The sequence below is a fragment of the Pseudomonas sp. genome, assembly GCF_048265905.1.
In the GTDB taxonomy this organism is placed as follows: Bacteria; Pseudomonadota; Gammaproteobacteria; order Pseudomonadales; family Pseudomonadaceae; genus Aquipseudomonas.
Genome location: NZ_JBLXAP010000008.1, coordinates 175882 through 195618 on the forward strand (window position 1 = coordinate 175882; position 19737 = coordinate 195618).

Here is a 19737-nt window from a genome sequence, read left to right on the forward strand (position 1 = left end):
TCAGTCATAAAGGAGCTTAGTCGGCGGCGATCACACCACGACGAACCTGGTCTTCCTCGATCGACTCGAACAAGGCCTTGAAGTTGCCTTCGCCAAAGCCCTGATTACCTTTGCGCTGGATAATCTCGAAGAAAATCGGACCAATTACCGTATTGGTGAAAATCTGCAGCAAGATACCGTCATCGCCCGGCGCGCCATCAATCAGGATGCTCAGCTCACGCAGCATCTCAGTTGACTCGCCATGGCCTGCGACACGGGTATCAACTTTGTCGTAATAAGTGCCTGGAGTACTCATAAAGTCGACGCCATTGGCGCGCAATTGACGAACGGTGGCGAAAATATCATCGGTGCTCAGGGCGATGTGCTGGATGCCTTCACCCTGATATTCGCGGATGAATTCCTCGATCTGCGATTTGTCATCCGCCGACTCGTTGATCGGGATACGAATCTTGCCGCAAGGTGCGGTCATTGCCCGCGACAGCAAACCGGTGAGCTTACCTTCGATATCGAAATAACGAATCTCACGGAAGTTGGCGATGCGCTCATAGAAGCCGGACCAAACGTCCATCTGCCCGCGCTTAACGTTGTGGGTCAGGTGATCGAGACTGACCAGGCCCACGGCATTGTCGTTGGGTGTACGGCCCTCGATGAACTCGAAGTCCACGTCATAGATAGTGTTTTCGCCAAAACGATCCACCAGATACAGCAGAGAACCACCAATCCCTTCAACGCACGGGATATTCAGCTCGCCAAAGTTGGCGTGGCTACCCACCAGCGTAGCGCCTTGCGACTCAACATAGGCAGCAGCTTGCGCAGCGTTTTCAACCCGGAAAGCCATGGCGCAGGCACTTGGGCCGTGCTTGAGACCGAACTCACGAACATGACCCGTCGGGCTGCCATTGAGTACGAAGTTGATGTCGTTCTGCTGGAACAGAAACACCTCCTTGGAGCGGTGCTTGGCGGTTTCCGTGAAACCCATCGCCGTGAACAACTCGCGCAGTTGTTCAATACCTTCAGGCGTCGGCGCTGTGTATTCAACGAATTCAAAGCCATCAGTACCAATCGGGTTGTGCTGTTCGATTTTGTTCACGGCGTTCATTGCGCCTCCTTGTTGTTTTCGGGCGGTTGTAAGCTGCCTCAAAGCAGCCCTATTGCAGCCATAACACCCTTAGAACGCTGGACGAACAAGCGCACAAGCACAGTGCTTTTCCGTTGCTACGAGGCTTGGGTGGCACGTTTTCCTTACATCCCGGTTTTATAGCAATAACCACGCGATTAACGCTCAAACTGCGTAAAGTTATCGTTACAAGGCGGTTCAATAAGCTGCCAACTCAGCGGCCAACCCTGCGCAACATCTTGCCGCTAGATATCTATAGGCATAAAAAAACCACCCGAAGGTGGTTTTTCTGGGGTGTTTACAGCATGCGGCTTACTCACCGCTCTCCAGCTCAGTGGTAATGACAGGGTCGGACTCAAGGGTTTTATGCACCGGGCATCGATTGGCAATCTTCAACATGCTTTCGATCTGCTCTTGAGTCAGTTGCTCGCCTTTGAAGCTGATAAAGCGCTGGATTCGCTCGATCTGGCCTTCGCGCTCTTCACAGGCGGCACAGTCCTCGGCATGCACACGGTCATGAACCAGACGGATATTTATATCTTCCAGCGGTATGCCCTTGCGCTCGGCATACATACGGATAGTCATCGAAGTACAAGCGCCCAGGCTCATCAGCAACAGAGCATAGGGTGTTGGTCCTAAATCAGAGCCGCCAACTCTTGTGGGCTCATCGGACACCCATTGATGAGAGCGGGTATAAAGACCGCGCAGGAATTTCTTGTCCAGCTCGGTCACCAACACGTGACCATCCTCAAGATCCGCTGCGATTGGTTCAGCTGCGGGCACCTCGACATAGCGTTCAGCCCAGGCCGCAAGGGTCTTGGCGACATAACGCGCATCTTCCTTTTTGCTCAGCAAGTGATCCGCTTTATCCAGAGAAACAAAGCTTTTCGGGTGCTTGGCCGCGGTAAAAATCTTCGCAGCTTCATCAACCGACACGATGTTATCAAGCGGTGAATGAAACACGATCAAAGGGCATCGCAAGCGCGCAATATGCTGTAAATCGGCGTATTGATCGAGATCCTCAATCAGTTGCTTCTTGATCGAAAACTCACGACCGCCCAGCTTAACCTTGGCTTCGCCTTGTGCTTCGATTTCGGATTTTGAGCTGTCAAATAAATGCTGTACGTGGTGCGCGGTGGAAGGTGCAGCAATGGTCGCAACCGCTTGCAATGACGGAATTTTGTCGACCGCAGAAAGAACTGCAGCACCGCCGAGACTATGGCCAATGATCAACCTGGGCGCGGCATACTTAGCCTCAAGCATCTTCGCAGCGGCAACCAGGTCCTGAACGTTGGATGTGAAGTTGGTGTTGGCAAAATCGCCGTCGCTGTTACCCAGCCCCGTGAAATCGAACCGTAACACTGCGATGCCTTGGTCTGCCAATTCGCGGCTAATTCGTGATGCGGCGGCGATATCTTTGCCACAGGTGAAGCAGTGGGCAAAAAGCGCGTAGTACTTCACTGGCTGCAAGCTATTTGGCAGCTCTAGCAAACCTGCCAACTGCTGCCCGGAGCTACCAGCAAATTCAACCTTGACTCGATTCATTCACGTATCCCTCGTTAGTTAATCATTACGCTTGGGTGGCTCGGCCCAGAAGCCGGCTATGGTGTGACGAATGTTGATTCGACGCCGACCACACGCACTTGTTACGTCACGCACTTGTTACATCAGAGCTCGGCGAAATCCTGTTAGCCATAACCCTAGCACTTGCCCCTACAAACCTTGGCTACTGCTGCAAATGGCCGTAGAGACGTGCGTACAAGCCACCATCTGCGATCAATTGATGATGATCACCATCCTCGGCAATACAGCCGCCATCGAACACCAATACCCGGTCGGCTTGTTTCACCGCCGACAAACGGTGAGCGATGATCAGTGTCGTGCGACCGACCAAAAATTGGCTCATGGCCTGATGCAAAGCATACTCAGTCGCGGCATCCAATGCGGAGGTCGCCTCATCGAGAATCACCACTTTCGGCTCGGCCAGCACCATCCGGGCGATGGCCAGGCGTTGACGCTGGCCGCCAGATAAACGCACGCCAGAACGGCCGACGATACTGTCCAGGCCTTTAGGCAGTTGCTTGATGGTGGTCGCCAGCTGGGCTATTTCAAGTGCGTGCCAGCAGGCTTCATCACTGCGTTCTCGGCCCATGCATAGGTTGGCGCGCACGGAGTCGTTAAACAATGCCGGATGCTGCAGCACCACCGCCACGTTCTCGCGCACCTGCTCAAGGCCAATATTCTGCAGACTGCAGCCACCGTAACGAATCGATCCACTTTGCGCGCTGTACAAGCCCAGCAACAGTTGCACCAAGGTGCTTTTACCGCCGCCGCTAGCCCCGACAATGGCTACTTTCTCGCCCGGTGCAATTTGCAGGTTAAGCTGGTCGAGCACTGGCTCGTCCTGGTAGGAAAAGGACAGCTGCTCAATCTCGATGCCGACGGTTTCTCGCCCACTGAAAGGATCAGCGCCACCGGCATATTGCGGCTCATCACGACGCGCAAGCAGCTCATTGATCCGTGACAGCGCCCCACCCGCGGCATAGAACGCGTATTGCAGGCTGAGCAATTGCTCGACCGGGCCAATCATGAACCATAAATAGCTGAACACCGCGAGCATCTGACCGATCGACAAATCTGAGAACAGCACGGTAAGCATCGCCGCTGCACGGAACACGTCGATACCAAACTGAAAGAGCAAGCCACTGGCTCGGCTGGATGCGTCGCTCTTCCACTGTGACGCTACAGCAAAATTACGCACCTCTTGCGCCCGGGTACCGAGCCTGCCGAGGAAAAAACCCTGGCGATTGCCTGCACGAATCTCCTGAATAGCATCCAGGGTTTCAGTCAATGCCTGAGTGAAGCGCGAAGTGCTGTCGTTTTCGAGTTTTTTCAGGTGCTTGACCCGCTTGCCGAGCTGCACCGTGGCGTAGATAACCAGCGGATTGAACAGCAAAATCAACAAGGCTAACTGCCAGTGCATCCACAGCAATATTGCCGATGTGCCGGCCAGCGTCAGGATCGCCACCAAGAATCGGCTGAGGGTTTCACCGACAAACTTATCCAGGGTGTCGAGATCCGTCACCAGATGGGTGGTGACTGTGCCGCTGCCCAGGCTTTCGTATTCAGATAGCGATATACGCTTTAGCCGCTCGATCAGGCGCACACGGATTCGATAGACGATGTCTTTCGACAGCCGTGCAAACAATCGAGCCTGCAACACGTTGAATATCAAGGCACTGACGCGCAACACAAATGTCAGTGCCAGCATCAAGCCGATATAACCGACCGCGCTTTGCCAGCTAACCGGCAAGAAATTGTTCATGACCTGCAGCGCTGCATCGCCCTGTTTGAGCAGGACTTCATCAACCAACAAAGGCAATAACAACGGAATCGGTACACTGCAGAGTGTCGCCAGTACAGCAACAGCGTTGGCGAGGTACAGGGCTTTACGGTGACGAAAAGCCAGGCGACGAATTTCCGCCCAGCTCAGCTGATCACGCATTGGCTGCGCGCTCTAACCAGCGCGCCAACAATGGCGACAAACTTTCGAGCGGCTGATAACCATTAGTCACTAATGCAAGCTGCCCGTCACGCTCAGCGAGCAGCGTTGGAAAGCCCGCAATACCCAAATCTTGAACCCAGGTGAAGTCATCAGCCGTGGCCGCGTGTTGCTCGGCGCTGTCAAAGGCTTCGGCAAAAACGATACGCGGTAGCCCAGCCTTCTCCGCCAGCTCAACTAGAATACTGGCTTGGCTGACATCGCGACCTTCAGCATAGAAGGCGTGCTGAATTGACTTAACCAGCGGCCAAGCACTTTGCGGATCAAGGTTGCGCGCTGTGACCAATGCTCTGCAGGCGGGCTCGGTGTCGTAAACAAAACCATCGGGCAAGGCACCATCAAACTTGAACGGCTGCCCCGTTGCATCAGCAACAGCCTGCCAATGTTCAAGGATGTAATTGCGGGTGGTGTTATCCAACGCTGCGCCACTGCCCGTACGCAAACCGCCGGCAATAAGGTGCAGTTCGACTCCCTGAGCTTGCGCTTGCTCCGCGAGAGACTGGAACACGGGGGCAAAACCCCAGCACCACGAACACATCGGGTCCATCACGTAGAGCAAGCGAGTTTGCATGGTTTAGCCTTGTTTTTTTAAACGCGGATTGAAACCAAGGGGGTGCGGCATATTGCGCTGTTTGGCCAGCTCAATCTGCTTTTGCCGCTCACGGGCACCGGCGCGGGTTTTCTCCGGTAGAGAATCCCAACAATGCGGGCAGCTCACACCGGGGGTGAAGAACTCCGACTCGCGATCAGCCACCGAGATCGGTGTGCGGCAGGCGTGGCATTGATCGTATTCACCTTCGGTCAAGTCATGACGAACAGTGACTCGATTGTCGAAAACAAAGCAATCACCTTTCCAGCTCGACTCTTCCTGCGGCACTTCTTCGAGGTATTTAAGAATCCCGCCCTGCAGGTGATAAACCTCTTCAAAACCTTGGTTAAGCATGTAGCTAGAGGCCTTTTCACAGCGAATACCACCGGTGCAGAACATCGCGACCTTCTTGTGCTTGGCCGGATCGAAGTTAGCTTTTACGTATTCAGGGAACTCGCGGAAGGTTTTCGTCTTAGGGTCGATAGCGCCATCGAATGTACCAATCGAAACCTCGTAATCGTTACGGGTATCAATCAGCAGCACTTCAGGATCGGCAATCAGTGCGTTCCAGTCTTTAGGTTCGACATAGGTGCCCACTTGCTTGTTAGGGTCGACACCTTCAACGCCAAGGGTGACGATTTCTTTCTTTAACTTGACCTTGGTGCGATAGAACGGCTGCTCATCGCAATACGATTCTTTGTGATCGACATCGGCCAGGCGCGGGTCTTGAGCAAACCATGCAAATAACCCGTCAATGCCTTCACGGCTACCTGAAACAGTCCCGTTAATGCCCTCTTCGGCAATCAACAAAGTGCCTTTAACGCCGTTTTCGATCAGGGTGTTGAGCAGCGGCTCGCGCAGCTCATGGAAATCTGGCAGCGAGACGAATTTATACAACGCTGCAACGACAATTTTGTCGGTCATGCTTTTACTTCCTCAGTAGTCGCCCACGTAAAGGGCGGACTGGTAATTGATTCACTGGTGTTTAATTGACAGCGGCACCGGCCATTGCCGGTGCGGTGCCTAGTTTAACGTTTTTTATGGCTGTGAGCGTAGGGTGCGACAACGTGCAGCTTGTCGACCATGAATCAGACAGCGAAATTTTCAAAGATGAGCCAGAACCTCTACATAATATCCATAGCGCAAAATGGTGGGTAAAAAGCGCTATCTGCCCTACTTGTCGTGCTTACTGCCGCCCAAACAGGTGGGTGACGCTGGTGCAGTCGCATTCTTGGCCCACTCTTGTGCGGTGTATGTGTGCAGCGCCAGAGCATGGATCTGTCCCATCAAATCGCCAAGGCTGGCATAGACTTTCTGGTGGCGCTTGACCGCGTTCAACCCTTGAAACTGCTCGCTGACGATCACGGCCTTGTAATGTGTTTCAAGGCCACGGCTGTGCATGTGGCTCTCATCCAGCACCTGCATATGCTCAGGCTGCAAGGTTGCGAGTGCGGCCTCAAGCTGCGCTTGCTTTGTCATTTTCGACTCCAAAATACCGTTGTGAGACTCAGGAAACCTCTGAAAAACTACTGCGCTCGATATTACTGCGTTAAAAAACTGCTCAAAATGCTCATTTACAGCCCGTAAAGTCGAGCGCGACCCCGGTCACTTTTTCGCAGTTTTTTGCCTTATCCTATCGTCGCTCGCTACCTTTTTCAGAGGTTCCTTAGCGCATGCTTACTTAATCGCAGCGCAAAAAAAATGGCTCAGGCAATGAGTTTACGAAGTGTAAAGCTCAAGCCAAAGCCATTTTTCATCATCTAGCAAAAATGCACGGATGCAGCGCAGATTAAGACTTCTTAGGACCCAGTTCCTTGGTCATGTCTTCCAGCAACTTATTAACCTTAGGTACGGCAGGCTCAAGCTTGCTCTGGGTCAGCTCTGCAGATTGAGCAGTCAGACGCGGCATGGTTTTCAGCACTTTCATACCGACTGGCGACTCATAGAACTTGATCAGCTCTTTGAGCTCTTGCTCAGTAAAGTTGCTGGTGTAGAGCTTAACGAGGTCAGGTTTGACCTTGTTCCAGCTGATGGACTGATCAAGCACCGCATCTGCTTTAGCTTGGTAGGACTCCAGTAGCGCCTTCTTTTCTCCGCCTGCGCCACTTTGGGCAAAACGCTGAGCAAACATCTGCTGCACTTGTGAATAAACTGGTACGGCAAGCTTGTCGGCATGGGCTAACTGTAAAAACCGCTCTGCATCGGCTGCGTGACTGGCTGCATCTGCGAACACCTGAGCACTGGCGCATGACAGCACAGCAGCGAGGCATAGAACCGGAAAACGAGGCATTGGCGACTCCTGACAAAGGGTTGAATCGAGTTGGACAGCCACTAAGGCCATTTTGTGCCCAAGCACTGAATAATTCGTAGAATTGTCCATACTCATGCACTTAAAGCGGGGTTTGTGCGCTCGGTCACGAACCACTCATAAGCAAACTGCCATGACTTGAAGCAGTTTACCCAGTAAAGGCATGCTCACCGCCGCAAATGCTCTATTATCTGAATAACTGCCGCGCAGTCGCGCTGCACCCACATGGATGTGTACGATGAACAGCGCCATTCACTCCTCTGTTTTCACCCAGACAGACTTATGCCTGAGTAACGGCGCGCTCAATCCTGAAGCCATTGGCTGGTCAAATCGTCCACAGGTTAATTGTGCGCTGTTGCAGCACAAAGGGCGGCGCAAGCGCTGGAACCATTGGTGCTTTACCACGCCTCAATGGATGCTCTCCGTCACCCAGGCAGATCTCGACTATGTAGGCTACGGCGCGGCCTACTTTCTTGATCTTGAAACCGGTGAGTCTGCAAGTTTCAGTCAAATGCGCGCGCTCGGCCGCGGCTGCCAACTGCCAGACAGACCCCAGCAAAGCCATGCATTTGATCACCGCAGGCTGTCATTCCAACTCAGCGAATATCCGGGGCGCGCCTGCTTGAGCCTGAGCGCCAGCAATTTAAGCGGGCCACCAATTGAGATATTGCTGGATATTCAGCGGCCAACCCACCTTGAGTCCGTCAATTTAGTCGCACCGATGGGGCCCAATAGTTTTCATGCAACATGCCGCCAGCTCGGTTTGCCACTTAGCGGTAGCGTGAAGCTGGGCAATCGCAGCTATAGCTGCGAGCCTGGGCAAAGTTTCGCTGCGATGGACTTCGGCCGCGGCGTGTGGCCGCTCAATACTCACTGGAAACGCGCAGCATTCGCCGGACCTGGCGGCATTGCGGGTAACTTCGGCACGCATTGGATCGATTACAGCGGCCTTTCAGAGAACGCATTGTGGTTTGGTGGGAAGTTAGAGCAGCTTGCCGACAGTATCGAAATGACGCCAATGCACGCCGAACCGCTCGCAAGCTGGTCAATCAAAACGCTTAATCAACGGGTCAACCTGACATTCACCCCACGCCAACTGCACCAGGCCTCGCGGCACGTTGGACCGCTTTTCGCTGACACTCGCCAGTGGTTTGGCCACTTCGACGGCGAACTCGTCAGCCCACAAGGCGAGCATGTGCCAGTTAAAGCCGCACTTGGCTGGCTCGGCACCACCGACGCTCGCTGGTAAGTCTCGCCAACAGCCAGAATCTTCAGCAATCTGGCATATCAAATTACCAGCGCTGCAATTGCAGCCTAAACTCCTTAGGCCATCCAATAACCTTCTGCAAAAGCGAACAGCTCAAATGCAACTGAGGTCGCGCTCGGCTTTACGGGTTATAAATAGGCACTCGACTTGCGTTGCGTCCCCTTCGAGGCTGCAGCGGTATTCAAAGGTTCCGTCACTGGAGGATTGTCATGTCCCGGACCGAAACAGACAGCATCGGCCCAATCGAAGTACCTGAAAACGCCTACTGGGGCGCCCAGACCCAGCGCTCACTGCTCAACTTTGCAATTGGCCAGGAGCGCATGCCCTTGGCTGTGCTTCACGAGCTGGCATTGATCAAAAAGGCCGCAGCGCGAGTTAACGACCGCATTGGTGATCTGCCGCAAGATATCGCCCGACTCATTGAGCAAGCGGCCGATGAAATCATTGCCGGGCAGCATGACGACCAATTCCCGCTGGTGGTCTGGCAAACCGGCAGCGGCACGCAAAGCAACATGAACGTCAATGAAGTCATTGCCGGTCGTGCTAACGAACTGGCAGGTGGCGAACGTGGCGGTAAAAGTCCGGTTCATCCCAACGACCACGTCAATCGCGCGCAAAGCTCTAATGACAGTTTCCCTACCGCCATGCATATCGCCACGGTAAGAGCGATTACCCAGAAACTGCTTCCGGCGATTGCTGAGCTATCCGGCGGGCTCGCCGAACAATCTGCGCGCCACGCCAACCTGGTCAAAACCGGCCGCACCCATATGATGGACGCCACACCTATTACCTTTGGCCAAGAGCTGTCAGCCTATGTCGCCCAGCTTGACTACGCCGAGCGCGCTATTCGTGGCGCCCTTCCCGCCCTGTGTGAGTTAGCCCAAGGCGGCACGGCAGTGGGGACCGGCTTGAACTCACCACCCGGCTTTGGCGAGGCAATCGCAGCCGAGCTCGCAGCACTGAGTGGTTTACCGCTGATAAGTGCGCCAAACAAGTTTGCTGCGCTGGCAGGCCATGAGCCATTAACCAACATGTCCGGGGCGTTAAAAACCTTGGCCGTGTGCTTGATGAAAATCGCCAACGACTTGCGCTTGCTTGGTTCAGGACCACGTGCGGGCTTTGCAGAAGTGAAGTTACCTGCCAACGAGCCAGGCAGCTCAATCATGCCGGGCAAGGTTAACCCAACGCAGTGTGAAGCCTTGTCGATGCTGGCCTGCCAGGTGTTGGGCAACGATGTCACCATTAGCTTTGCCGCCAGTCAGGGCCACCTGCAGCTAAACGTGTTCAAACCGGTAATCATTCACAACATCTTGCAGTCGATTCGCTTGCTGGCCGATGGTTGCAGTAACTTTCAGCAGCACTGCATCGCAGGTCTGGAGCCTGATGCTGAGCAGATGGCCAAGCATCTTGATAACGGCTTAATGCTGGTGACAGCACTCAACCCGCATATTGGCTACGACAAGGCTGCTGAAGTCGCGAAAAAGGCTTATCACGACGGCACCACTTTGCGTCAGGCCGCGATCGAGCTGGGCCATCTGAGCGCTGAAGAGTTTGATCAATGGGTTCGCCCAGAAAACATGCTGGAACCCCGCCATGACTGAATCAATCAAGAGCGGTGCCACACCTAATGAAGGCGATGGCAAACGCATCTTGATCATCCTTGGCACGCCCAAGAGCAATAGCCTGTGCCATGCGCTAAGCGATGCCTATGCACATGGAGCGCGTAACGAAGGCCACGTGGTTCGCCAGTTACGCCTTGGCGAACTGGCATTCGACCCTGTGCTGCACAGCGGCTATGAAAGCACGCAAAAACTTGAACCTGACTTGCTTGAAGCGCAAAGGCAGATTCACTGGGCCGAGCATCTTTTACTGGTTTATCCGGTTTGGTGGGGCGGTCCGCCCGCCTTGCTCAAAGGCTTTTTCGAGCGCGTACTGATGCCCGGCTTTGCCTTCAAATACCACGCAAACTCATGCCAATGGGACAAACTGTTGAGCGGGCGCACAGCCGATATCCTCGTCACGCTCGATACACCTACATGGCGTATACCTTGGCGATTTGGTGCGCCTGCACATAGCCGTATCACTCGAGCAACACTCTACAGCTGCGGCATAAAACCCTGCCGTTTGACTGAGTTCGCCTCCATCCACACCGCATCCGAAGACCAGCGTCAGGAGTGGCTACGCAAAGCTGAAAACCTGGGCGCCTGGGCGTGATTAAGCGCAGCTCTAAAAGCCAGTAAGTTGTCGCCAAAATACCGACAAATCAACCTAACACACTGCAAAACAACCACTTATCGCCCTGCCGCACAAAATCCATATTGCCGGTTACACTCAGAAAAACCTTATTTCCCACGAGCCTCTGAGAAAAGTAGCGCAGTCGTTTTCAGAGATTCCCAAACTGAGGATGGAGACATGCTAGGCCAGCGCGCTATTGACCCCGGACCCGAAACCCACTATCGCTGTGATCGCATCAGTTCAATAAATGGTCAATATTTCTTCTCGACCCGTGAAGGCACATTGGAAGGCCCGTTCTTCACGCGCATAGATGCCGAACACCAGATCGAACGTTATGTGCAGCGTATGATTCAGTCGCACCAACTAATCGAAAGCAGAACGTTCTAGGCTCCAGTCGCAACCATCAAACTGATACCCACAAAAAACCGCGCAAAATTGCGCGGTTTTTGTGCATCAACAACTGTGTTGCCTTAACATTGCGCTGTTTAAGCCGCGGCGGACGAGCTTCGCATTGTTCGCTTTATGGACGATAAGCCTCAAATAGCCCCGCTGCTCCCATGCCACCGCCCACACACATGGTCACCACGCCATAGCGCAGTTCGCGGCGTTGTAGCTCGCGAATCATGTGGCCAACCAGTCGTGAACCGGTCATGCCAAACGGATGACCAATGGAGATCGAGCCGCCATTGACGTTGTATTTCTCGTTATCGATTCCAAGCTCATCACGGCAATAAAGGCATTGCGAGGCGAATGCTTCATTGAGCTCCCACAGATCGATGTCGGCAACACTCAAGCCTTTGGCTTTCAACAGTTTAGGCACCGCATACACTGGCCCGATACCCATTTCATCAGGCTCACAACCGGCCACAGTAAAGCCGCGGAAATACGCCTTGGGCTTGAGGCCCAGCTCAAGCGCTTTATCCAGACTCATGATCAAAGTCATCGAAGCGCCATCCGACAGCTGTGAAGCATTGCCAGCCGTAACTGAGCCATCCTCGGCAAATACCGGCTTCAAACCTTCGAGGCTTTCCAGGGTGGTATCCGGGCGATTGCAGTCGTCGTGATCAACCACTCCTGCAACGATTGATTTCTCGCCCGTGGCTTTATCCTCGACCTGGTAGCTAACGTTCATCGGGACGATTTCATCAGCAAACAGCCCAGCTTGCTGCGCCTTGGCAGTACGTTGCTGGCTTTGCAGAGCGAGCGCGTCCTGCGCTTGACGGCTGATGTTATAGCGACGCGCCACAATTTCGGCAGTGCGCCCCATCGGGTAATAAATCCCCGGAACGTTTTCCTGCAAAATCGGGTTGTAGAGGTTGTCCATGTTGATGCTTTTCAGGGTCATGCTGATCGACTCAACACCGCCCGCGACGATAACGTCACTGCAGCCAGAAGCGATCTGGTTGGCGGCAATCGCAATGGATTGCAAACCCGACGAGCAGTAGCGATTGAGCGTCATACCGGCCACATTCGTGCCCAAGCCAGACAGTACAGCCACGTTCCGCCCAATGTTCATGCCTTGGGCGCCTTCGTTGGAGCCAGCGCCGACAATACAATCATCAACCAGTTGCGGGTCAATGCCTGTACGCTCAAGCAAAGCATTAACACAATGCGCCGCCATGTCGTCTGGGCGGGTCATGTTGAATTTACCGCGGAATGATTTGGCCAGACCGGTCCTGACACTCTCGACAATCACTACTTCACGCATAGCTGTTCTCCATGATGAGCCGACGGGCATCGCTACTAGCAAGTGCACCGCTATAAAGGGTTAGATTGAGCATAAGTTCGTACAATGCTCATATGCGATGATCATTCACCAGGCATATGAACTTGCACCTGCTGCGCGCATAAACCGCTGCTCAATCCTTAGCAAATGCCGCCTCAATGGCTTCATTGATAGTGCGTATAACCTTAACCCGGGCAAAGTGTTTGTTATTGGCCTCAACCAGGGTCCAAGGCGCAATTGAGGTGCTGGTGCGATCGACCATGTCACCGACCGCGTCACGATACTGCGGCCACTTCTCGCGATTGCGCCAGTCATCTTCGGTGATTTTGAAACGCTTGAACGGGATCTTCTCTCGCGCCTTAAACCGCTCTAGCTGGGTGTCTTGATCAATCGCCAACCAAAACTTGACGACAACTGCACCGGCATCGGTCAACTGCTCTTCAAAGTCATTGATCTCGCCGTATGCACGCAGCCAATCCGCTGGCGAAGCATAGCCTTCCACCCGTTCAACCAGCACCCTGCCATACCACGAACGGTCGAAAATACTGAACTTGCCGCGTGCCGGAATATGTCGCCAGAATCGCCACAAGTAGGGTTGCGCCAGCTCTTCATCAGTCGGCGCAGCAATTGGAATGATCCGGTATTGGCGCGGGTCCATTGCCGCAGCTACGCGGCGGATGGCTCCACCTTTACCCGCCGCGTCATTACCCTCAAACACCGCGATCACCGAGTGCTTGCGCATTCGTTTGTCACGCATCAAGCCTGACAAACGCGCCTGCTCCATCGCCAGCTGTTCTTTGTAGTCGTCTTTTTCCAGCGCCCGGGACATGTCCAGGCTATCGAGCAAACCATTGCCCTCAAGCGAAGCAATTAACGGCGCAGCATGAGGCTGAGGCACTGGGCGATCTTTAGATTTGAGTGCGGCCTGCAAGCCTTCCAGCAGGATTCGGCCAACGGTGAGGTTGCGATAGTTTTCATCGACCCCTTCCACCACATACCAAGGCGCATATTCACGACTGCTGCGGCGCAGAACCCGCTCGCCGTAACGGACAAACTTGTCATAGGTTTTCGACTGTTGCCAATCCAACGGACTGATGCGCCAGCTATGCAGCGGATCGTCCTTGAGGGTTTTCAGGCGCGCATTCATTTGCTCTTTGGACAGGTGAAACCAAAACTTGAAGATCAGCGTCCCTTCATCGCAAAGCATGCGCTCAAGGCCTTCAGCGCTGTCGATAGCTTGATCTAAGGCAGCATTTTTCAAACGTCCGTGGATCCGTGCCTGAAGCATTTGGCTGTACCAATTGCCGAACATGACACCAATGCGCCCCTTGGCGGGCAACTGACGCCAAAAGCGCCAAGCCGGTGGGCGCGCCAGCTCTTCATCGGTTTGCTGATCAAAGGTGCTGACCTCAATCAGCCGCGGGTCCATCCACTCGTTGAGCAGCTTAACGGTCTCGCCCTTGCCTGCGCCTTCGATGCCATTAATCAGAATAATGACCGAGAAGCGCTTTTGCTGCTGCAGCTCATATTGCGCTTCGAGCAACGCCTCGCGCAGCGCCGGCTCGGCATCATCAAAGGTTTCCTTGTCTATCGTGCGACCAATCTCTGCGGACTCGAACATGTACATCTCCCTGAACTGATTGCTTCAGACTAGCGGATTACATGCGTTGTTGTCGCAAAGCTTTGCGGTTTTGAAGAGGATCGCGGGCAATATGCGACGCCCAGATTCGGCTAGAATGCACCCCTGATTTCCCGAGCGAAGACCATGACCGAGCGAGCGCAACAAACCGCCCAGCATCAGCAAGCGCAACTTGACTGGGATGACCAGGGCCGCCCGCTTTCCTCAGTGTTTGATGATGTGTATTTCTCACCTCAGCAAGGCATTGCAGAAACTCGCCACGTGTTTCTGCACAACAACGATCTTGCCCAGCGCTTTAGCGAGCTTGCCGAGCATCAACAACTGACCATCGCTGAAACCGGGTTTGGTACCGGGCTGAATTTTTTCTGTGCCTGGCAGCTGTTTGAACAACATGCCACGGCCAGCGCGCGCTTGCATTTTGTTAGTGTCGAAAAGTACCCGCTAAGCCGTGACGACCTGCAACGCGCCTTGAGCCTGTGGCCCGAGTTGGCATGCTTTAGTCAGGCCCTGCTGTCGCAATATGTAGCGATTCACTCTGGTTTTCAGCGGTTGCAGTTTGCTGCCGGACGCGTGACCCTCGACTTGCTGATCGGCGATGCCAGCCAGATGTTCAGCCAATTGGATGCCTGTGTAGATGCCTGGTTTCTCGATGGGTTCGCACCGGCTAAAAACCCGGAAATGTGGTCTGCTCAATTGTTCGCTGAAATCACCCGCCTATCTAAACCCGGTGCAACGCTTGGCTCTTTCACCAGTGCAGGTGATGTGCGGAGGGGGCTGAAAGAAGCAGGTTTCAAAATCAAGCGCGTACCCGGCATCGGCGGTAAATGGCATGTACTCAAAGGCCAGTTTATTGGCTTGCCTGAGCAGCCTGCTGCGCCCCTGAACCGGCAATCCATTAGCCCGGTTAAACCATGGTTTGCCCGCCCCGCATTAAATACCTCAAACCGCCATGCAATGGTGATTGGCGCAGGTCTGGCCGGTTGCGCCACAGCCGCCAGCCTCGCGGCTCGTGGCTGGCGGGTGAGTTTGCTGGAACGCCATTCAGCTATCGCGCAAGAGGCGTCAGGTAATCCGCAAGGCGTGTTGTACCTCAAGCTATCAGCCCATGGCACCGCTCTATCGCGCTTGATCGTCAGCGGTTTTGGCTACACCCGGCGGCTGCTTGAGCGTCTGGAGAGAGACCAGGACTGGAGTGACTGCGGCGTGTTGCAACTGGCATTCAATACCCAGGAGCACAAACGGCAAAGCAAACTGGCTGAGGCATTTGCCCACGACTTGCTGCAACAAGTCGACCAAGCCACCGCCGAGCAATTAGCGGGCGTCCAGTTGCCTGCCGGTGGTTTGTTTTATCCGGAAGCGGGCTGGGTTCACCCGCCTGCGTTATGCGAGTTGCTCAGTCGTCAGCCGAACGTAACCCTGCTCAGCCAACACAACGCACTGCAACTTGTACGTGCAGGCGGAGAGTGGCAAGCCTGGGATGGCGAACAGTTGCTGGCCAGCGCCGAAGTTGTGGTGCTGGCCGGTGCCGCAGAGATTAAAGGCTTTGCATACAGTGCAGAACTGCCGCTTAAGCGTATCCGCGGGCAAATCAGCAGCTTGAAGCAGACAACCGCAAGCCGTGCATTGAGCACCGTTGTGTGCGCTCAAGGTTATGTCGCCCCAGCTCGCCTGCATGAACACACGCTTGGTGCCAGCTTCGACTTTGATAGCGATGACTTAAGCCTTAACAGCGCCGATCATGTCGGTAACTTGCAGATGCTGGAGGCAATTTCGCCCGACCTGAGCAGTCGCCTGAATATCGCTGAGCAAGACCCACAAACCCTTGCCGGACGCGCGGCATTTCGCTGCACCAGCCCAGATTACTTGCCGATTGTTGGACCGCTGGCTGACCAGCAGGCTTTTCTCGACTGTTATCAGGCCCTGAGTAAAAACGCGAAGCAAACCCCGGATATTCAGTGCCCTTGGCTGGATGGCTTATATATCAATAGTGGCCATGGTTCTCGCGGCCTGATTACCGCACCCCTCTCAGGCGAGTTAATCGCTGCCTGGCTAAACGCCGAGCCATTGCCAGTGCCGCGTGATGTTGCGGAAGGATGCCACCCGAATCGCTTTGTATTGCGCAAGTTGATCCGCAATTTATAGCGCCCCAAGGTACTTGGTGGACAAGCTTCGCGTTGTCGCACCCTACGTGATGTTTGTCCTGTAGGGAGGACAGCGCATTTATGTCCGCCATTTGTAGTGCGGTAAATGGTTGCCTGCCAAATCTGGTGGACAAGCTTCGCGTTGTCGCACCCTACGAATGATGTTTGTCCTGTAGGGAGGACAGCGCATTTATGTCCGCCATTTGCAGTGTGGTAAATGGTTGCCTGCGCCAGCTTTGGTGGACAAGCTTCGCGTTGTCGCACCCTACGTGATGTTTGTCCTGTAGGGAGGACAGCGCTTTTATGTCCGCCATTTGCAGTGCGATAAATGGTTGCCTGCCAAATCTGATGGACAAGCTGCGCGTTGTCGCACCCTACGTGATGTTTGTCCTGTAGGGAGGACAGCGCTTTTATGTCCGCCATTTGCAGTGCGGTAAATGGTTGTCTGCCAAATCTGGTGGACAAGCTGCGCGTTGTCGCACCCTACGTGATGTTTGTCCTGTGGGGAAGACAGCGCTTTTATGTCCGCCATTTGCAGTGCGATAAATGGTTGCCTGCCAAATCTGGTAGACAAGCTTCGCGTTGTCGAAGCCCTACGCGACCTCGATCGCCCTACTCGTCTTCACAAAACTCGGCGGCGCGCAATAATGCGGCGGTCAGGTTGTGTCGCTCCCACTCGGGAATCGCTGCCAGACGCTGATTGAACTCGGGCGGTAACAACGACGGTGCGCGTTTTAGAAGTTCGCGGCCTTCATCACTGATCAACAACCACTGACGACGACGATCCTGATCATCACGCTGACGCTGCAATAAGCCACGCTCTTCCAAGCGATCAAGTAAGCCTGACAACGTGGCGGCGGTGAGACTCACTCGCCCGCTCAAATCACTCGCGGTTATCCGCGATTCTTTTTCCAATACTTGCAGAACCATCAACTGCATCGGTGTCAAACCACCGAAGCGGCTCAAGCGTTTGGCATGCACTTCACCGGCCTGCTGCAAGCGTCGCAAGGCTTGAAAAACGGGCATTTCGAACGCGACGACGGATGACAATTTGATTTCAGCTGAAACTTTTTTATCTGCCATTTATCTATCTACTTGCTGCCATAAACTTTGACATGAAAGCATTTTTTTGTTTTGGTGTAAAAGGTTAGGCAATGCCTCAACCACTCCCCAACGGCAATACCGGTAAGGATATATGTGCGGAATAGCAGGTGAACTACGCTTTGATAACCGACCAGCCGATCTAGCTGCAGTCGAACGAATTACCCATCATCTGGCCCCTCGCGGCCCCGATGCCCATGGCTTCCACAGCCAAGGCCCTATCGCCCTCGGCCACCGCCGACTAAAAATCATGGACCTCGCCGAGGCCTCTGGCCAGCCGATGATCGACAGCGATCTGGGCTTGTCCATGGTCTTTAATGGCGCCATCTACAACTACCCAGAATTACGTGCTGAACTCGAAGCGCTGGGTTATCGCTTTTTCTCAGGCGGCGACACCGAAGTGTTGCTTAAGGGCTATCACGCCTGGGGCAAAGACATGCTGCCCAAGCTCAATGGCATGTTTGCCTTTGCTGTTTGGGAGCGCGATAACCAAGAGCTGTTCATCGCCCGTGACCGCCTCGGCATCAAGCCGCTGTATATGTCACGCACTGGCCAACGCCTGCGCTTTGCATCGAGCTTGCCTGCTCTGCTTAAAGGCGGTGATATCGGCAAAACCCTCGACCCGATTGCGCTCAATCACTACCTCAACTTTCATGCGGTAGTGCCTGCGCCACGCACCATTCTGGCAGGCGTCGAAAAACTACCAGCGGCGAGCTGGATGCGCATTGATGCCAACGGTAAGTGCGAACAGCAAAGCTGGTGGAAGCTGGACTTTGGTCCACGAGCCGACGAGCAGAACTACACATTTGAAGACTGGCGTGACCGTGTCCTTGACGGCATGCGTGAAGCAGTTTCGATTCGTCAGCGGGCGGCGGTCGACGTTGGTGTACTGCTCTCGGGCGGTGTTGATTCGAGCATGCTGGTTGGCTTGCTCCGTGAAGCAGGCGTGGAAAACCTTTCGACCTTTTCGATTGGCTTTCAGGATGCTGGTGGCGAACGCGGCGATGAGTTCCAGTATTCGGACCTGATTGCCGAGCGCTTCAACACCAATCACCACCAGCTGCGCATCGGTGAAAACGAAATTCTCGATCAGTTGCCAGCGGCGTTCCGCGCGATGAGCGAGCCGATGGTCAGTCATGACTGCATTGCTTTTTATCTACTCTCGCGTGAAGTCGCCAAACACTGCAAAGTGGTACAAAGCGGCCAAGGCGCTGATGAGCTGTTTGCCGGTTATCACTGGTATCCATTGGTTGATGGCGCGGATGACCCGTTTAGCGCCTATCGCCAAGCCTTCTTCGACCGTGAACACGATGAGTATGCGGCTTGCGTACAGCCTGCCTGGTTGACCGATGACCACGCTGGTGAATTTGTCCGTGAACACTTCGCGCAACCGGGCGCCAGCGCTGCAGTCGACAAAGCCCTGCGCCTCGACAGTACGGTGATGCTGGTTGATGACCCGGTCAAGCGAGTGGACAACATGACCATGGCCTGGGGCTTAGAGGCGCGCACGCCGTTCCTCGACTATCGTTTGGCTGAGCTTTCGGCACGTGTGCCTGGACGCTTCAAGCTGCCTGACGGCGGCAAATACGTGCTCAAGGAAGCTGCGCGCAAGGTTATTCCTGCCGAGGTCATCGACCGTAAAAAGGGTTACTTCCCGGTTCCTGGTCTTAAACACCTTGAAGGCGCAACACTCGGTTGGGTGCGTGATCTGCTTACCGACCCCAGCCAAGACCGTGGCGTGTTCAACCCGGCCATGCTGGATAAATTGCTAAGCAATCCAGACGGCCAGCTGACGCCATTACGCGGCTCGAAACTCTGGCAAATGGCCGCGCTCAATTTATGGCTCAGCGAACAGGGCTTGTAAATCGCGGTCATACATAGTTGCAGTAGCCTCTTGCGGATACAGGCTGATATGCAAAATCACGTCAACCCGACCTAAGGAACCACTGAAAAACTACTGCGCTAGATATTACTTCGTTAAAAAACTGCTCAAAATGCTCATTTACAACACGTAAAGTCGAGCGCGACCTCGGCCGCTTTTCGCAGTTTTTT

At 54.3% G+C, this 19737-nt stretch carries 16 protein-coding genes; 6 read left to right on the plus strand and 10 right to left on the minus strand.

Features of this window, described 5'->3' with window-relative positions; all coding sequences use genetic code 11:
• Positions 1-16: 16 nt before the first annotated feature.
• From hppD to ACN0UH_RS13080, 7 genes are all read right to left on the minus strand, one after another.
• Complete coding sequence (gene hppD / locus ACN0UH_RS13050) at positions 17-1099, minus strand: 4-hydroxyphenylpyruvate dioxygenase (protein ID WP_417662441.1); 1083 nt, start codon at positions 1097-1099, stop codon at positions 17-19.
• A 330-nt stretch (positions 1100-1429) separates the two neighbouring features.
• Complete coding sequence (locus ACN0UH_RS13055; protein ID WP_417662442.1) at positions 1430-2662, minus strand: alpha/beta fold hydrolase; 1233 nt, start codon at positions 2660-2662, stop codon at positions 1430-1432.
• A gap of 181 nt (positions 2663-2843) precedes the next feature.
• Positions 2844-4622 carry an ABC transporter ATP-binding protein gene (locus ACN0UH_RS13060; RefSeq protein WP_417662443.1) on the minus strand — a complete coding sequence of 593 codons (1779 nt, stop codon included), beginning with the start codon at positions 4620-4622 and terminating at the stop codon, positions 2844-2846.
• Positions 4615-5217: a DsbA family protein gene (locus ACN0UH_RS13065; RefSeq protein WP_417662464.1), complete on the minus strand. Its 603-nt coding sequence runs from the start codon at positions 5215-5217 to the stop codon at positions 4615-4617. Before ACN0UH_RS13065 ends, ACN0UH_RS13060 begins: the two co-directional genes overlap by 8 nt.
• A 36-nt stretch (positions 5218-5253) precedes the next feature.
• Positions 5254-6192, minus strand: a complete 939-nt coding sequence (locus ACN0UH_RS13070) for a rhodanese-related sulfurtransferase (RefSeq protein ID WP_417662444.1) — start codon at positions 6190-6192, stop codon at positions 5254-5256.
• 249 nt (positions 6193-6441) lie between these two features.
• Positions 6442-6747, minus strand: coding sequence for a BolA family protein (locus ACN0UH_RS13075; protein WP_417662445.1), 306 nt, complete (start codon positions 6745-6747; stop codon positions 6442-6444).
• Positions 6748-7057: 310 nt separating this feature from the next.
• Positions 7058-7558, minus strand: a complete 501-nt coding sequence (locus ACN0UH_RS13080) for a DUF2059 domain-containing protein (RefSeq protein ID WP_417662446.1) — start codon at positions 7556-7558, stop codon at positions 7058-7060.
• Between the two features lie 256 nt (positions 7559-7814).
• On the opposite strand from ACN0UH_RS13080, the gene ACN0UH_RS13085 reads away from it, so the two are divergent.
• From ACN0UH_RS13085 to ACN0UH_RS13100, 4 genes are all read left to right on the plus strand, one after another.
• Positions 7815-8825, plus strand: coding sequence for a DUF2804 domain-containing protein (locus tag ACN0UH_RS13085; RefSeq protein WP_417662447.1), 1011 nt, complete (start codon positions 7815-7817; stop codon positions 8823-8825).
• A gap of 227 nt (positions 8826-9052) precedes the next feature.
• Positions 9053-10444, plus strand: a complete 1392-nt coding sequence (locus tag ACN0UH_RS13090; RefSeq protein WP_417662448.1) for a class II fumarate hydratase — start codon at positions 9053-9055, stop codon at positions 10442-10444.
• Positions 10437-11057, plus strand: a complete 621-nt coding sequence (locus ACN0UH_RS13095) for an NAD(P)H-dependent oxidoreductase (protein WP_417662449.1) — start codon at positions 10437-10439, stop codon at positions 11055-11057. Before ACN0UH_RS13090 ends, ACN0UH_RS13095 begins: the two co-directional genes overlap by 8 nt.
• A 198-nt stretch (positions 11058-11255) precedes the next feature.
• Positions 11256-11465: a DUF6316 family protein gene (locus ACN0UH_RS13100; protein WP_087516464.1), complete on the plus strand. Its 210-nt coding sequence runs from the start codon at positions 11256-11258 to the stop codon at positions 11463-11465.
• Positions 11466-11598: 133 nt separating this feature from the next.
• Here the strand turns inward: ACN0UH_RS13100 and ACN0UH_RS13105 are convergent, their stop codons facing one another.
• Together ACN0UH_RS13105 and pap are read right to left on the minus strand one after the other, a co-directional pair.
• Positions 11599-12786 (minus strand): thiolase family protein, encoded by a 1188-nt coding sequence (locus ACN0UH_RS13105; RefSeq protein WP_417662450.1) that lies wholly within the window; start codon positions 12784-12786, stop codon positions 11599-11601.
• Between the two features lie 151 nt (positions 12787-12937).
• Entirely contained in the window at positions 12938-14425 is a 1488-nt protein-coding gene (gene pap, locus ACN0UH_RS13110; RefSeq protein ID WP_417662451.1) for a polyphosphate:AMP phosphotransferase, read from the minus strand.
• 144 nt (positions 14426-14569) lie between these two features.
• On the opposite strand from pap, the gene mnmC reads away from it, so the two are divergent.
• Entirely contained in the window at positions 14570-16585 is a 2016-nt protein-coding gene (mnmC, locus tag ACN0UH_RS13115; protein ID WP_417662452.1) for a bifunctional tRNA (5-methylaminomethyl-2-thiouridine)(34)-methyltransferase MnmD/FAD-dependent 5-carboxymethylaminomethyl-2-thiouridine(34) oxidoreductase MnmC, read from the plus strand.
• 611 nt (positions 16586-17196) lie between these two features.
• Here mnmC and ACN0UH_RS13120 read toward each other — a convergent pair.
• Positions 17197-17667 carry a MarR family winged helix-turn-helix transcriptional regulator gene (locus tag ACN0UH_RS13120; RefSeq protein WP_417662453.1) on the minus strand — a complete coding sequence of 157 codons (471 nt, stop codon included), beginning with the start codon at positions 17665-17667 and terminating at the stop codon, positions 17197-17199.
• 112 nt (positions 17668-17779) lie between these two features.
• On the opposite strand from ACN0UH_RS13120, the gene ACN0UH_RS13125 reads away from it, so the two are divergent.
• Positions 17780-19549, plus strand: a complete 1770-nt coding sequence (locus ACN0UH_RS13125) for an N-acetylglutaminylglutamine amidotransferase (protein ID WP_417662454.1) — start codon at positions 17780-17782, stop codon at positions 19547-19549.
• Positions 19550-19737 lie beyond the last annotated feature (188 nt).

Excerpts from the sequence above, each read along its gene's own strand:
- hppD (WP_417662441.1), bottom strand. The coding sequence starts at position 1,099 with ATGAACGCCGTGAACAAAATCGAACAGCACAACCCGATTGGTACTGAT.
- ACN0UH_RS13055 (WP_417662442.1), bottom strand. The coding sequence starts at position 2,662 with ATGAATCGAGTCAAGGTTGAATTTGCTGGTAGCTCCGGGCAGCAGTTG.
- ACN0UH_RS13060 (WP_417662443.1), bottom strand. The coding sequence starts at position 4,622 with ATGCGTGATCAGCTGAGCTGGGCGGAAATTCGTCGCCTGGCTTTTCGT.
- ACN0UH_RS13065 (WP_417662464.1), bottom strand. The coding sequence starts at position 5,217 with ATGTGTTCGTGGTGCTGGGGTTTTGCCCCCGTGTTCCAGTCTCTCGCG.
- ACN0UH_RS13070 (WP_417662444.1), bottom strand. The coding sequence starts at position 6,192 with ATGACCGACAAAATTGTCGTTGCAGCGTTGTATAAATTCGTCTCGCTG.
- ACN0UH_RS13075 (WP_417662445.1), bottom strand. The coding sequence starts at position 6,747 with ATGACAAAGCAAGCGCAGCTTGAGGCCGCACTCGCAACCTTGCAGCCT.
- ACN0UH_RS13080 (WP_417662446.1), bottom strand. The coding sequence starts at position 7,558 with ATGCCTCGTTTTCCGGTTCTATGCCTCGCTGCTGTGCTGTCATGCGCC.
- ACN0UH_RS13085 (WP_417662447.1), top strand. The coding sequence starts at position 7,815 with ATGAACAGCGCCATTCACTCCTCTGTTTTCACCCAGACAGACTTATGC.
- ACN0UH_RS13090 (WP_417662448.1), top strand. The coding sequence starts at position 9,053 with ATGTCCCGGACCGAAACAGACAGCATCGGCCCAATCGAAGTACCTGAA.
- ACN0UH_RS13095 (WP_417662449.1), top strand. The coding sequence starts at position 10,437 with ATGACTGAATCAATCAAGAGCGGTGCCACACCTAATGAAGGCGATGGC.
- ACN0UH_RS13100 (WP_087516464.1), top strand. The coding sequence starts at position 11,256 with ATGCTAGGCCAGCGCGCTATTGACCCCGGACCCGAAACCCACTATCGC.
- ACN0UH_RS13105 (WP_417662450.1), bottom strand. The coding sequence starts at position 12,786 with ATGCGTGAAGTAGTGATTGTCGAGAGTGTCAGGACCGGTCTGGCCAAA.
- pap (WP_417662451.1), bottom strand. The coding sequence starts at position 14,425 with ATGTTCGAGTCCGCAGAGATTGGTCGCACGATAGACAAGGAAACCTTT.
- mnmC (WP_417662452.1), top strand. The coding sequence starts at position 14,570 with ATGACCGAGCGAGCGCAACAAACCGCCCAGCATCAGCAAGCGCAACTT.
- ACN0UH_RS13120 (WP_417662453.1), bottom strand. The coding sequence starts at position 17,667 with ATGGCAGATAAAAAAGTTTCAGCTGAAATCAAATTGTCATCCGTCGTC.
- ACN0UH_RS13125 (WP_417662454.1), top strand. The coding sequence starts at position 17,780 with ATGTGCGGAATAGCAGGTGAACTACGCTTTGATAACCGACCAGCCGAT.